Origin of the sequence: Enterobacter sp. V87_3 (assembly GCF_029967835.1) — a bacterium.
Classification (GTDB): domain Bacteria; phylum Pseudomonadota; class Gammaproteobacteria; order Enterobacterales; family Enterobacteriaceae; genus Enterobacter; species Enterobacter cancerogenus.
The window spans coordinates 92,240-106,423 of the sequence record NZ_JASCAM010000014.1 but is presented as its reverse complement, the minus strand read 5'-3'; the positions used below and the strand labels follow the sequence as shown (position 1 = coordinate 106,423).

At 56.6% G+C, this 14,184-nt stretch carries 12 protein-coding genes; 9 read left to right on the top strand and 3 right to left on the bottom strand.

Annotation, left to right across the window (positions count from 1 at the left end; genetic code table 11):
• Positions 1-44: 44 nt before the first annotated feature.
• From treR to QLG21_RS06610, 4 genes are all read left to right on the top strand, one after another.
• The gene (treR, locus tag QLG21_RS06625) at positions 45-992 is read left to right on the top strand and encodes a trehalose operon repressor TreR (RefSeq protein ID WP_137849703.1); all 948 of its coding nucleotides are present in this window, start codon (positions 45-47) and stop codon (positions 990-992) included.
• A 126-nt stretch (positions 993-1,118) separates the two neighbouring features.
• Positions 1,119-2,537 (top strand): PTS trehalose transporter subunit IIBC, encoded by a 1,419-nt coding sequence (gene treB, locus QLG21_RS06620; protein WP_282484146.1) that lies wholly within the window; start codon positions 1,119-1,121, stop codon positions 2,535-2,537.
• A gap of 52 nt (positions 2,538-2,589) precedes the next feature.
• The gene (gene treC / locus QLG21_RS06615) at positions 2,590-4,233 is read left to right on the top strand and encodes an alpha,alpha-phosphotrehalase (protein WP_282484097.1); all 1,644 of its coding nucleotides are present in this window, start codon (positions 2,590-2,592) and stop codon (positions 4,231-4,233) included.
• Between the two features lie 140 nt (positions 4,234-4,373).
• Complete coding sequence (locus tag QLG21_RS06610; RefSeq protein ID WP_282484096.1) at positions 4,374-5,120, top strand: oligogalacturonate-specific porin KdgM family protein; 747 nt, start codon at positions 4,374-4,376, stop codon at positions 5,118-5,120.
• Positions 5,121-5,128: 8 nt separating this feature from the next.
• On the opposite strand, the gene QLG21_RS06605 is transcribed toward QLG21_RS06610, so the two are convergent.
• Complete coding sequence (locus QLG21_RS06605; protein ID WP_058609562.1) at positions 5,129-5,788, bottom strand: MurR/RpiR family transcriptional regulator; 660 nt, start codon at positions 5,786-5,788, stop codon at positions 5,129-5,131.
• 179 nt (positions 5,789-5,967) lie between these two features.
• Here QLG21_RS06605 and QLG21_RS06600 point away from each other — a divergent pair, with 179 nt between their 5' ends.
• The 5 genes from QLG21_RS06600 (at position 5,968) to nrdG (ending at position 13,657) form a co-directional block, all read left to right on the top strand.
• A complete protein-coding gene (locus tag QLG21_RS06600) occupies positions 5,968-7,365 on the top strand; it encodes a fructose-specific PTS transporter subunit EIIC (protein ID WP_282484095.1) in 1,398 nt (465 codons plus the stop codon).
• Between the two features lie 10 nt (positions 7,366-7,375).
• The gene (locus tag QLG21_RS06595; protein ID WP_282484094.1) at positions 7,376-9,973 is read left to right on the top strand and encodes a glycoside hydrolase family 38 C-terminal domain-containing protein; all 2,598 of its coding nucleotides are present in this window, start codon (positions 7,376-7,378) and stop codon (positions 9,971-9,973) included.
• 1 nt (position 9,974) lies between these two features.
• A complete protein-coding gene (locus tag QLG21_RS06590) occupies positions 9,975-10,547 on the top strand; it encodes a PTS sugar transporter subunit IIA (RefSeq protein WP_006179075.1) in 573 nt (190 codons plus the stop codon).
• A gap of 367 nt (positions 10,548-10,914) precedes the next feature.
• Positions 10,915-13,053, top strand: coding sequence for an anaerobic ribonucleoside-triphosphate reductase (gene nrdD, locus QLG21_RS06585; protein WP_088208738.1), 2,139 nt, complete (start codon positions 10,915-10,917; stop codon positions 13,051-13,053).
• A 139-nt stretch (positions 13,054-13,192) separates the two neighbouring features.
• Complete coding sequence (gene nrdG / locus QLG21_RS06580; RefSeq protein ID WP_058609557.1) at positions 13,193-13,657, top strand: anaerobic ribonucleoside-triphosphate reductase-activating protein; 465 nt, start codon at positions 13,193-13,195, stop codon at positions 13,655-13,657.
• 3 nt (positions 13,658-13,660) lie between these two features.
• Here nrdG and QLG21_RS06575 read toward each other — a convergent pair whose 3' ends face one another.
• Both QLG21_RS06575 and QLG21_RS06570 read right to left on the bottom strand, forming a co-directional pair.
• Positions 13,661-13,945 (bottom strand): type II toxin-antitoxin system RelE/ParE family toxin, encoded by a 285-nt coding sequence (locus QLG21_RS06575; protein WP_006179066.1) that lies wholly within the window; start codon positions 13,943-13,945, stop codon positions 13,661-13,663.
• Positions 13,935-14,177 carry a type II toxin-antitoxin system RelB/DinJ family antitoxin gene (locus tag QLG21_RS06570; RefSeq protein WP_006179065.1) on the bottom strand — a complete coding sequence of 81 codons (243 nt, stop codon included), beginning with the start codon at positions 14,175-14,177 and terminating at the stop codon, positions 13,935-13,937. Before QLG21_RS06570 ends, QLG21_RS06575 begins: the two co-directional genes overlap by 11 nt.
• Between the last annotated feature and the right edge of the window lie 7 nt (positions 14,178-14,184).

Here is a 14,184-nt window from a genome sequence, read left to right as displayed (position 1 = left end):
TTAGGCTCAATTGACCATTTTGTCGTTGTTACAGGGAAAACAGCATGCAGAACCGCCTTACGATTAAAGACATTGCGCGTTTAAGCGGCGTGGGGAAATCTACCGTCTCGCGCGTGCTCAACAACGAAAGCGGTGTCAGCGAACGCACCCGTGAACGCGTCGAGGCGGTGATGAATCAGCACGGTTTTTCCCCTTCCCGCTCCGCGCGCGCCATGCGTGGTCAGAGCGACAAAGTCGTCGCCATTATCGTCTCGCGTCTGGATTCTCTCTCAGAAAACCTCGCCGTACAGACCATGCTTCCCGCCTTTTATGAACAGGGTTACGATCCCATCATGATGGAGAGCAAGTTCTCGCCGCAGATGGTGGAAGAACACCTGGGCATGCTCCAGCGCCGCAACATTGATGGCGTGGTGCTGTTTGGCTTTTCCGGTATTCAGGACGAGATACTCAAGCCGTGGCAGCGGTCGCTGGTGCTGCTGGCGCGCGATGCCAGCGGGTTCGCCTCCGTTTGTTACGATGACGAGGGGGCGATTATCACCCTGATGCAGCGCCTGTTCGAGCAGGGCCATCGCTATATAAGCTACCTAGGCGTCCCGCATACCGACGTGACCACCGGCAAACGTCGCCACGAGGCTTACCTGACGTTCTGTAAAAAACATAACCTCCCCGCCGTCGCGTCCCTGCCGGGCCTGGGCATGAAGCAAGGGTATGAGCAGGCCGCAAGCGTCCTGACGCCCCAAACCACCGCGCTGGTCTGCGCCACGGATACTCTGGCGCTTGGCGTAAGTAAGTATTTACATGAACAGCGTATTACCGATTTGCAGGTCGCAAGCGTGGGCAGCACGCCGCTGATGAAGTTCCTGCACCCGGAGATCATCACCGTCGACCCCGGCTACGCGGAGTCTGGCCGACAGGCAGCCGCGCAGTTGATAGAGCAGATTAATGGCCGCGCGGAGCCGCGCCAGATCGTTATTCCCTCACATCTGGCTTAACCCTCCAACATCAGATTATTGTGATCCTCCCCCAATTTCGGGAACGTTCCCGTTTCCGCCGTCACGCTTAAAGAGTAGGCTTGCGCTCAGGTCATAACCCCTATCAATAGATCATGAGGTTTCATGATGAGTAAAGTCAGACAAGCAGATATCGACCAGCTGATCGTCCTGGTCGGCGGACGCGAGAACATTGCGACCGTCAGCCACTGTATTACCCGCCTGCGCTTCGTGCTGAACGATCCGGCCAAAGCCAACCCTAAAGCCATTGAAGAGCTGTCGATGGTCAAAGGCTGCTTCACCAACGCCGGTCAGTTCCAGGTCGTTATTGGTACCGAAGTGGGCGATTACTATCAGGCTCTGCTGGCGACAACCGGGCATTCCTCCGCCGATAAAGAGCAGGCGAAGAAAGCCGCGCGCCAGAATATGAAGTGGCACGAACAGCTTATCTCCCATTTCGCAGAGATTTTCTTCCCGCTGCTGCCGGCGCTGATCAGCGGGGGCTTAATCTTAGGGTTCCGCAACGTCATCGGGGACGTGCCGATGAGCGACGGCAAAACGCTGGCGCAGATGTACCCGGCCCTGCAAAGCATCTATGATTTCCTGTGGCTGATTGGCGAAGCGATCTTCTTCTATCTGCCGGTGGGGATCTGCTGGTCCGCGGTGCGCAAGATGGGCGGTACGCCGATTCTCGGCATCGTACTGGGCGTCACGCTGGTCTCTCCACAGTTAATGAACGCTTACTTACTTGGTCAGCAGGTGCCGGAGGTATGGAACTTCGGCCTGTTTACCATCGCGAAAGTCGGTTATCAGGCACAGGTGATTCCCGCCCTGCTCGCAGGCCTGACGCTGGGCTTTATCGAGACGCGCATCAAGCGCATGGTGCCGGATTATCTCTATCTGGTGGTGGTGCCGGTCAGCTCGTTGATTATTGCGGTGTTCCTCGCGCATGCCTTTATCGGTCCTTTTGGCCGCCTGATTGGCGACGGTGTGGCCTTCGCGGTGCGTCACCTGATGACCGGCAGCTTCGCGCCGATTGGTGCCGCGCTGTTTGGCTTCCTGTATGCCCCGCTGGTGATCACCGGCGTGCATCAGACCACGCTGGCGATTGATATGCAGATGATCCAGAGCCTTGGCGGCACGCCGGTCTGGCCAATCATTGCGCTCTCTAACATCGCACAGGCTTCTGCGGTCACCGGCATTATCATCGTCAGCCGCAAGCATAAAGAACGTGAAATCTCCGTTCCGGCGGCGATCTCCGCCTACCTCGGCGTGACCGAACCGGCAATGTACGGCATCAACCTGAAGTACCGCTTCCCGATGCTCTGCGCAATGATCGGCTCCGGCCTGGCGGGCCTGCTGTGTGGCCTGAACGGCGTGATAGCGAACGGGATCGGCGTCGGCGGCCTGCCGGGCATCCTCTCCATTCAGCCCGCGTTCTGGCAGGTGTTTGCCCTGGCAATGGCCATCGCAATTATCGTCCCGATGGCGCTCACTACCGTGATATACCAGCGTAAATTCCGTCAGGGCACGCTCCAGATCGTCTAACGTTATCTTTCGGGGCGCAGTTGCGCCCCCTTCGCATTTGCAGGAACGCATTATGAATACCCTTCCTCACTGGTGGCAGAACGGCGTCATCTATCAGATCTACCCGAAGAGCTTCCAGGACACGACCGGGCGCGGCACCGGCGATTTACGCGGCGTAACGCAGCGTCTTGATTACCTCAACACGCTCGGGATCGACGCCATCTGGCTGACGCCGTTTTACATCTCTCCGCAGGTGGATAACGGTTACGATGTGGCGAATTACACCGCCATCGATCCGGCCTACGGTACGCTGGACGATTTTGATGAGTTGGTCGCCGAGGCGCACCAGCGCGGCATTCGCATTGTTCTGGATATGGTGCTGAACCACACCTCAACGCAGCACGCCTGGTTCCGCGAATCGCTGAATAAAGCCAGCCCGTATCGTCAGTTCTACATCTGGCGCGACGGCACGCCGGACCAGTTGCCTAACAACTGGCGTTCGAAATTCGGCGGCAACGCCTGGCGCTGGCATGCCGAGAGCGAGCAGTATTATCTGCACCTTTTCGCCCCGGAGCAGGCGGACCTCAACTGGGAGAATCCTGACGTGCGCGCCGAGCTAAAAAGCGTGTGCGAATTCTGGGCCGATCGCGGCGTGGACGGCCTGCGTCTCGACGTGATCAACCTGATTTCAAAAGACCAGAATTTCCCGAACGACGACGTGGGCGATGGCCGCCGCTTCTATACCGACGGGCCGCGCATTCACGAGTATCTGCAGGAGCTGAGCCGCGACGTCTTTACGCCGCGAAACCTGATGACCGTGGGCGAAATGTCATCCACCTCGCTGGAGAACTGCCAGCAGTACGCATCGCTCGATGGCCGGGAGCTGTCGATGACCTTTAATTTCCATCACCTCAAGGTCGATTATCCCGGCGGCGAAAAGTGGACGAAGGCAAAACCAAACTTCGTGGCGCTGAAAACCCTGTTCAGCCACTGGCAGCAAGGGATGCATAACAAAGCCTGGAACGCGCTGTTCTGGTGTAACCACGATCAGCCGCGCATTGTGTCGCGCTTTGGTGACGAGGGGGTATACCGCGTCGTCGCCGCGAAGATGCTTGGCATGGTGTTGCACGGCATGCAGGGCACGCCTTATATCTATCAGGGCGAAGAGATTGGCATGACCAACCCGCACTTCACGCGCATCACCGACTATCGCGACGTGGAAAGTCTGAACATGTTCGCCGAACTGCGGGCAACCGGTCGCGATCCGGATGAACTGCTGGCGATCCTGGCGAGTAAATCCCGCGATAATGGCCGCACGCCAATGCAGTGGGATGCCTCGCACAACGCGGGCTTTACCGCAGGCGAACCCTGGATTAGCGTCTGCGATAACTACGAAACCGTGAACGCCCGCGCGGCGCTGGATGACCCGGATTCGGTGTTTTATACCTATCAAGCGCTGATTCGTCTGCGTAAAACCCTGCCAGTGCTGACGTGGGGGGATTATGAGGATCTTCTGCCTGACCACCCTTATCTGTGGTGCTACCGCCGCCAGTGGCAGGGGCAAACTCTGATCGTGGCCGCAAACCTCAGCCCTGCGCCTCAGGAGTGGCGTCCCGACGCCCTGCACGGCGAGTGGAACGTGGTAATGAGCAACTATGCCGGTCCAGACGCGGCAGTGCTCCGGCCGTTTGAAGCCGTCTGGTGGTTACAGGCGTAAACCTCAGGAGATACGGCGCGGGTCGTATCTCCGCTATTTCCGCGTTTAGCGATACGCTAAATGTATGACAATAACTTTTACATATTGCAACGGCAAAAATAAAAATAGCCCTGCCAATTAAATAACCCCGGCAGGATATGATGAACAAGACAATTATTAAAGCAAGCTGTATTAGCGCATTATTGATCAGCACTCAGGGATGGTGCGGAAATACCGCCGTCGATCTGCGTTTTGGTCATAATACGCGATCTGACGTAAACGACTCCCGTATTAAGGTTATGCATCAGGCGGATAACGGTTTTTACTTTTCCGTTGAGGCTGCACAAAATCATAACGATACCTTTTTTGGCGATACCGACCGATATAACGCCGATGATAAAGGCTTAACCGAAGCCGCGCAGGAAATTGAGACGCGCTGGCGCTTCGATCTCGGCAATGGTTTCGCCGTTGCGCCCGGTATGGTGACCGTTTTCACCGCCAGCAACACGCACTACCGTCCCTTTCTTCAGGGATGGAAAGCCTTCGACAATGGCCTCAATCTCTCCACACGCTATCGCTACAACACCGTAAACGACGCGCACAGCGATAAACAGCTGGACGGCAGCGGCTATACCCGCCGTGAATCCCATCAGTTCGATATCTGGTTTGCCTATAACATCGGTAAATTCGGTATGTCCTATAACCCGCGTTTCCGCTGGCAGGATAATGTCGATCAGGGGACCGGGGATGATACCTACTGGGAGCATACCGTGGCGTTCAACTATAAGCTCGACGACGGCTGGACGCCGTATGTCGAACTGGTCTCGCTGGATAAAACCTACATCGATGACGACGGCAATCATAAAAATGATTACGCCGTTCGCCTGGGCATTGTTAAACAGCTTTAACAGCGACCTTATGCCGCATCGTGCTGCAAAAGCCTGCAGCCGATGCGGTCCACGGCGCTTAGCAGCTCAAGCTGCCCTTCCCGCTGATAGAGCGAAACCGCGCTGATATCAATTGTTAACGGCCAGCACAGCGTCGCTAAAGCAGCCAGCGACGATCCCTGACGGGTGATCGCCACAATCTTCAGCCCTTTTCGCAGCGCGTTACGCGCCATTTCGATAAGCGATTGGGTCTCGCCTGATTTACTGATCAGCACCAGCGTCCCTTTCGACACGCGCGTGAGCTGGTGCATGTCGTTGAGGATCAGATGCGGCAGGCTCGCCAGCGACAAAAAGCGCGACAGGTAGTTGAGGCTGGTAAGCGAGGCACCCCGCGCGTACAGGTAGATATGGCTGGCGTGCACCAGCAGCCCGGAGACCTCCGTCACAATCCCCTCTTCATTTGCCACCCCGCAGGGGGCGGCGGGTGAGGCCAGCGATTGATCGCCCAGAAAACGATACCGAAGCTCGGTATAGCTCTTATACCCCATCTTTTTACAGACGCGGTTAACCGATGTCGTGGTGGTAAATGTATCCCGGGCAATCTCTTTTGCGGAAATATTAGAAATAGAATGCGCATGGAACTGGATGTATTCAAATATTAAACGTTCACTTCCCTGAAAAGAATTCATATATCACGCCCTGTTAAAACCAGACGCTATATTAACAGCTCGCGGAAATAGTCTCTGGAAGGCGCTTCACATATTGCATCAAGGCGTATCGTGATACGCAATTAGTATTAGCAAACATTAAGGCTTGTTTTTGTTTCTCTTTATACTGCCGTTATTTTCACAGTCAGGAATTTATTACAATGATGAAACAAAAAATTATCGCTGTAACGGCCTGTCCGACAGGAATAGCGCACACGTTTATGGCCGCCAATAAAATTATGGCCTGGGCAAAACAGCACAACATTGAGGTCAAGGTCGAAACGCAGGGAAGCGACGGCGTCAAAAACAGGCTCACCAAACAGGATATTGCCAGCGCCAGCGCGATTATCCTGGCGACCGACGTGCCCATTCAAGATGTGGAACGTTTTGACGGCGTTCCGCACCTTAAAACGCGCACCCAGGAGCTTATCAAGGACACCGACCGCTACCTGCGCCAGGCTTTAGCGATGGGAAAACGCGCCGAAGCCGGGGAACACGAGCAGGAGATTACGCGCTCCGCCTACCAGATTTTTATCGGCCACATCATGGCGGCCATCAGCTACATGTTACCCGTGGTTGTAATGGGCGGCCTGATGATGGCGACGGCCAAAATCACCGGGCAATTCATCAACATTGAGCATTCACCGTTTAGCCTGCTGGATAAGCTCGGCTTTATGACCATAAAGTTCATGTATCCGGTGTTCGCCATGTATCTGGCGTTTTCGATTGCCGGCAAGCCCGCCCTGATCCCCGGGCTTATTGGCGGCATTATGTCCGATGAGGTGTATAAGCGCTTTTTCGACATTGAGACCTTTATGCCGTCGGGCTTTTTTGGCGCCATTGGCATCGGCTTTTTCGTGGGTTTTCTGGTGCGGTGGCTTAACGATACTATCCACGTCCGCCAGCAGCTCACCACCATCAAAACCATGCTGCTCGTGCCGCTGATCACCGGCATCACGCTGGTGATGGTGATGGAATATCTGATCAATCCGGTTTTCGGTTCACTCAACCAGCTGATGGTGGTGTTTTTTACCTCGGCAGGCGATACCGGACGCGGCTTCTATTCAGCGATGATCGCCGCTGGCACCGCGTTCGATCTGGGTGGGCCTGTCAATAAAGCGGCGGGTTCGGTGGCGCTCGGCCTGAACGGCGTGAGCGAAACCTTTGATTTAACCGCCCGCGAATTATCCATCGTGATCCCTTCCATCGGCGTCGGCCTTGCGGCGTTCCTGAACGGCCGCTTTGGCCTGCCGGACGTGTTTTCCCGCGAAGAGAAAACCGTTGGCAGTACCTCGCTGCTGCTGGGCCTGATTGGCATTTCAGAGGGCGCAATCCCCTTCATCCTGAAAAACCCGCGCCTGATCCCCGTGTTTATGATCGGCGCCGTCTCTGGCGCGCTGCTGGCGATTGCCCTGGAGGTGAAACAGACGCTTCCCCTGCCCGCCATCTGGGGATGGCCGCTGGCCACGAACGTGGCAGGCTATCTTGCCAGCGTGTGCGTGGGCGCGCTGATCTGCGCGTTAGGCGTGCTCTACGTCAGCCCTAAAAACGCGGATTAAGGGAAATATCATGAGTCAAATTCACGTTATTGCCCATACGCACTGGGATCAGGAGTGGTATTTCACGCGTCAGGACAGCACGGTGCTGGCATCCTGGAACTTTGCAGACGTTATCGACACGCTGGAGCAGGACCCGGCCTACCGTTGCTACCATCTTGATGGGCAGATGGCGGTGGTGGACGACTTCCTGGCCGTGAATCCGGAATACACGCCGCGCCTGAAGAAGCTGGTCAGCGAGAAACGGCTGTTTGTCGGGCCGTGGTATACCCAAACCGACAGCTGGAACGTTCACGGTGAGTCGATCGTGCGTAACCTGAAATATGGCATTGCCGCCGCGCGGGCGCTCGGGCACGCGATGCAGGTGGGTTATCTGCCGGACACCTTCGGACACAACGCGCAAATGCCAACGATCCTGCGCGGCTGCAATATCGATAATATCGTCTTCTGGCGCGGGATCGACCACGATCGCATGGCCAAAAACAGCCAGTTTCTGTGGCGCGCCCCCTCTGGCGAAACGGTTATCGCCTGCGCGATGGCGCTGGGTTACGGCGCGGCCAAAAATATGCACGCCGATCCCCACCATCTTGAAAACAAAATCTTCCCGATTGTCGATCTGCTGCGCGAACGTGCGGGCATCGACAACCTGCTGCTGCCCTGCGGCGGCGATCAGGTTAGCATCGACCCGACGCTGCCGCGCACGCTACAAACGGCGAGCGAGCGCTCCCCCGCCCGTGACCGCTATTTCCTCAGCTCGCTTGAGGAGTACGTGGAGAGCCTGCGCCCGCAGCGCGAGCGGCTTGAGGTATGGGAAGGCGAGCTGAAATCACCGCGCTACACCCGGATCCACAAAACCATCGGCTCCGTGCGCTACGACATCAAAAAGAAAAACGACGAGATTGAACAGTTCATCCTGCGCCAGCTGGAGCCTGCGATTGCGATTGCGCGCCATCAGGGAATTCCGGTCAATCTGGGGCTGGTCGATACCCTGTGGAAAAAACTGCTGCGCTGCCATGCCCATGACTCCATGGGCGGATGTAACAGCGACGCGACGAACCGGGATATTCTTCATCGCCTGGAGCAGACCTGGCAGCTTTGCCACAGCCTGTGGAATCTGGTCGTTAAGGGGCTGGCGATGGCAAGCTGCGACGACGGCGATCTGCTTATCTTCAACGCCCTGCCAAGCCGCACCAGCCGCGTGGTCAAAACCACGTTGTACAGCCGCGCCGACAATATCGCGCTGACGCATCAGGGTAAGCCGCTCGCCTTTGAGGTGCTGTCCAGAGAAACCCTGCCCGGAGGAAGCGTTATCTCTCTCGGTTCGCAGGGGGAATGTGAAACGCCCCTGCCGCCTTATTACCGCTGGCACATTGCGCTGCTGGCCCAGGCGCTGCCTGCCGTTGGCTACCGGGCCATTACCGTTCAAGCCAACCCAGCAGCGTTTGTGCCGACGCGCCAGGAAACGGCCAGCGAGATTGAAAATGAAGTCTGTCGGCTGGCAATCGACGCCGGTACGCTTACGCTTCACGATAAGCGCAACGGCAGGTGCATCACCGGGTTGTTTAGCTTCGAAGACTGTGCGGATGCCGGAGACAGTTACGACTTTTCGCCCCTGCCGGAGGATGAACCCACCCGCTGCTGGCACTTCACCCTGATCGACTGCAAAAAGCATACTCTCATTGAGCGGATGGAGCTTGAGGCCCTGTTATACCTGCCGCGAGATCTCTCTTCCCGCACGGATAACAGCTTCATACCGCTCACGATCCACGTCGTGTGCGAGCTGCGTCAGGGCGACCCCAATCTGTATGTAGATATCTCTCTTGAAAACAGCGTCTGCGACCATCGGTTGCGCCTGCTCATTAACAGCGACATTCGTACCCGAACGTCCATTGCGTCGCAGCCGTTCGCCATCGTTCACCGCCCAACGGGGTGTGACGACCTGAACTGGCAGGCGCACTATCGCGAGCGGCCGGTGGATATCGAAACCAGCGAGGGGATCATCGCCATCGCCGAGCCGGGTAAAGCGCTGGTGGTAAACAGCCGCGGCATGAAAGAGTTTCAGGTTGTCGGGACGAAACAGGCTGCTATTGCGCTGACGCTGTTTAAGTCCACTGGCGTACTGGGGCGTAGCAACCTTGAGTGGCGACCAGGGCGCGCATCGGGCATTAACAACACGGTGGTCGAAACACCGGATGCGCAGTTGCTCAAGCCGCTGCACTTTTCCTTTAGCGTTGCGCTGGCGGACAATGCCGACCATCTCACGCTGCGTCAGCTGGAAAATCAGGCCTGCGGTCAGCCCTTTACCTACCAGCGGCAATCCCTGCACACGCTGGATAATCGCCTCGAGCGCTTTCAGCTGCGCCATCCCGAGCGGCATCTTCCGGCGGAATGTTCATTGCTGTCGTTGCCGGAGCCACTCATTCTCTCTGCGCTGCCCCATGCGCGCACTCTGTCCGGAACCATCGTACGGGTATTTAACGCCGGAACGCAGCCGGTGCCGGTTCCCGAGAACCTGGCCGGGCTTTTACAGATCAACTATCTCGAAGAACCCGTTCCGCCGGTAACCCTGATTGCCCCTTCCTGTACCTGCGACTTTTTGCTTGAGGTTTAATATGAATTTGCGTGCGTTGACGTACCCGGACCTGATTTTTATCAATCCCCCTTTATCTACGCCTGACGCGCTGATCGAGCGGATGTCCGCCTCCCTGGCGGCGCGCAACCTGATCGGCGATAAAGAGGCGTTTATTCGCTGCGTGCTGCAACGCGAGAGTGAAGGCCCCACCGCGCTTGGCGAGGAGCTTGCCGTACCCCACGGTAAGTCGCCCGTGGTCCAGCGGGCGGCGTTTTGCCTGGCGCTGTTTGACGACCCTATTCTCTGGCCCGGTCTGGAGGGCGATGAAGACGTCAGAATGGTTTTCCTGCTGGCTATACCGGAAGCCGAAGCGGGCAGCACGCATATGCAGCTGCTGACCACGCTGACCTCCTCCCTCACGGATGAACGCGTGCGCAACCGCCTGCTGGCAGCGCGTACGTGCGAAGAGGCGTTATCCGCCCTTAATGCCGAAGCGCATACGGCGACTAACGATAAACCTGCCCGCTCCCTTTTACTTCCCACGATCCTTGGAGCGATCGCGGCGGCAGCCTTCCTGCATGCCGGATTACGCTGGCTTCTCGGTCTGGGCTAACGCGCTGGCGCTCAGGGTCACCCACGCTGAGCGCCTGTTTTTGTTGTAAAAATAACCGGATTTTTCCTTTATTTTTTACAAAGGCTGTAGCGCCCGCCGTTTGTACTCTCGTCTTTTTACTTTGTTCTGAATCAAAAAAATCGCAAACATGTTTGATGCAAATCACTATATATAGCCATTAAAATGCAGCCCGACCCAACATCTTGTATTTATCGTCTACTATTCCAACAACAAGACGGCATCGACGCTGGCCGGAATTGTGGATAACAAGTGTCGGGAACGAGGGAAGTGACTGGCCCGGTTGATAATCCATCCGGTGAATACTTCCCCGCCTTTGTGGATAACCTGTTTTTAAAATGGAGTGATCATGACACCGCATGTGATGAAGCGTGATGGCTGTAAAGTGCCGTTTAAATCAGAGCGCATCAAAGAAGCCATTCTTCGTGCAGCTAAAGCAGCGGGAGTCGATGACGCAGATTACTGCGCCACCGTCGCAGAAATCGTTAGCAGCCAGATGAATGAACGCAGCCAGGTGGACATCAACGAGATCCAGACCGCGGTTGAAAACCAGCTGATGTCCGGGCCGTACAAGCAGCTGGCGCGTGCCTACATCGAGTACCGTCACGATCGTGACGTCCAGCGTGAGAAACGCGGTCGCCTGAACCAGGAAATTCGTGGCCTGGTGGAGCAGACAAACTCCTCGCTGCTCAATGAAAATGCCAATAAAGACAGTAAGGTGATCCCCACCCAGCGCGACCTGCTGGCCGGTATCGTCGCCAAACACTACGCCCGCCAGCACCTGCTGCCGCGTGACGTGGTCTCCGCGCACGAGCGCGGCGAGATCCACTACCACGATCTCGACTATTCACCGTTCTTCCCGATGTTCAACTGCATGCTGATCGACCTGAAAGGCATGCTGACCCAGGGCTTTAAGATGGGGAACGCCGAGATTGAGCCGCCAAAATCGATCTCCACCGCGACGGCGGTCACGGCGCAGATCATCGCCCAGGTGGCGAGCCATATTTACGGTGGCACTACCATCAACCGCATTGATGAAGTGCTGGCACCGTTCGTGACCGAGAGCTTCAATAAGCACCGTAAAACGGCGGAAGAGTGGCAGATCCCGGACGCTGACGGCTACGCCCACTCCCGCACCGAGAAAGAGTGCTACGACGCGTTCCAGTCTCTGGAATATGAAGTCAACACGCTGCATACCGCCAACGGCCAGACGCCGTTCGTTACCTTCGGTTTTGGCCTCGGCACCAGCTGGGAGTCGCGTCTGATCCAGCAGTCGATTCTGCGTAACCGCATCTCTGGTCTGGGCAAAAACCGCAAAACCGCGGTGTTCCCGAAGCTGGTGTTCGCCATCCGCGACGGCCTGAACCACAAGTTTGGCGATCCCAACTACGATATCAAACAGCTGGCGCTGGAGTGCGCGAGCAAGCGCATGTACCCGGACATCCTCAACTATGACCAGGTGGTTAAGGTTACCGGCTCGTTCAAAACGCCAATGGGCTGCCGCAGCTTCCTCGGCGTGTATGAAGACGAAAACGGCGAGCAGATCCACGACGGGCGCAACAACCTGGGCGTGATCAGCCTTAACCTGCCGCGCATCGCACTGGAGGCTAAAGGTAACGAAGCGGCGTTCTGGACGCTGCTGGACGAACGTCTGCAACTGGCCCGCAAGGCGCTGATGACCCGCATCGCGCGTCTTGAAGGGGTGAAAGCCCGCGTGGCGCCCATCCTTTATATGGAAGGGGCCTGCGGCGTGCGTCTGAAGGCGGACGATGACGTATCCGAGATCTTCAAAAACGGTCGCGCATCGATTTCTCTCGGTTACATCGGTATTCACGAAACCATTAACGCGCTGTTTGGTGACAAACACGTTTACGACAGCGAAGCGCTGCGTGAGAAAGGCGTTGCGATTGTTCAGCGTCTGCGCGATGCCGTTGACCAGTGGAAAGACGAAACCGGCTACGGCTTTAGCCTGTACAGTACGCCAAGCGAAAACCTGTGCGACCGCTTCTGCCGTCTGGACGCCGCCGAGTTCGGCATCGTGGAAGGTGTAACCGACAAAGGCTACTACACCAATAGCTTCCACCTGGACGTTGAGAAAAAGGTGAACCCGTACGACAAGATCGACTTTGAAGCGGCCTACCCGCCTATCGCCAGCGGCGGCTTCATCTGCTACGGCGAGTACCCGAACATCCAGCACAACCTGAAGGCGCTGGAAGACGTATGGGATTACAGCTATCAGCACGTTCCGTATTACGGCACTAACACGCCAATCGACGAGTGCTACGAGTGCGGCTTCACCGGTGAGTTTGAGTGCACCAGCAAAGGCTTCACCTGCCCGAAATGCGGTAACCATGATGCGGCCCGCGTCTCCGTTACCCGCCGCGTGTGCGGCTATCTCGGCAGCCCGGACGCGCGTCCGTTCAACGCCGGTAAGCAGGAAGAAGTGAAGCGCCGCGTGAAGCATTTGGGGAATGGGCAGATCGGTTAATTTCTTCGCCGGGTTCCCCCCTCACCCTACCCCTCTCCCACAGGGAGAGGGAATAGATTGAGCACATTGTTATGCCTGCCGCCGGTTTTCTCCCTCTCCCTGTGGGAGAGGGCCGGGGTGAGGGCATCAGGTTAAACCTATGAATTATCATCAGTATTATCCCGTCGATATCGTCAACGGCCCCGGCACACGCTGCACGCTTTTTGTGGCAGGCTGCGTTCACGAATGTCCTGGCTGCTACAACAAAAGCACCTGGCGTCTGAATTCCGGTCTGCCGTTCACCGATGAGATGGCGGATCGGATCATCGCCGATCTGAACGACACGCGCATTTCCCGTCAGGGTATTTCACTCTCTGGTGGCGATCCGCTCCATCCGCAGAACGTCCCGGAGATCCTGAAGCTGGTGAAACGTATTCGCCGCGAGTGCGCCGGAAAAGATATCTGGGTCTGGACCGGCTATAAGCTGGATGAGCTGGATGCTCAACAGAGGGAAGTGGTGGACCTGATCAACGTGCTGGTCGACGGCAAGTTTGTGCAGGACCTGAAAGATCCGGCACTGATCTGGCGCGGCAGCAGCAATCAGGTTGTGCACCATTTGCGCTGAGCGCTAAAGCCGTTTGCTCGCGGCCTGATACGCAGCGGATTTCTCTCGCTTACCAATGGAAATGACAAAAACAATAACCACCGCGTCCCGCACCTGATAAACCAGGCGGTAGCCAGAGGATTTAAGCTTTATCTTGTAGCAGTCAGGCAGGTCATGCAGGCGGGCAGATTCATTCCGGGGATTCACCAGTACGCTGGCTAACTTCTTCTTAAACTGGGCTTTTACGGTATCGCCCAGTTTACGCCACTCCTTTAATGCCCTCGGGTCGAATTCCAGTTCATAAGTCATCCAGACTAACCTTAATTCCCTTTTGTGGATTAGCCAGTCGCTCCCGGACTGTCTGAATAAGCGCCTCTTCACCGTCGCTTATGGTGACAGTTTTCACCGGCATCCGTCCGGTCTCTGCAACGTACTGAAACAGTAGCCGTACCGCTTCAGTGGGGGTGATATTGAGTTTTTCCAGCACGGCATACGCCTCGTTTTTAAGTTTGTCATCCAGACGGACGTTCAGCGTGGCCATTATGCCT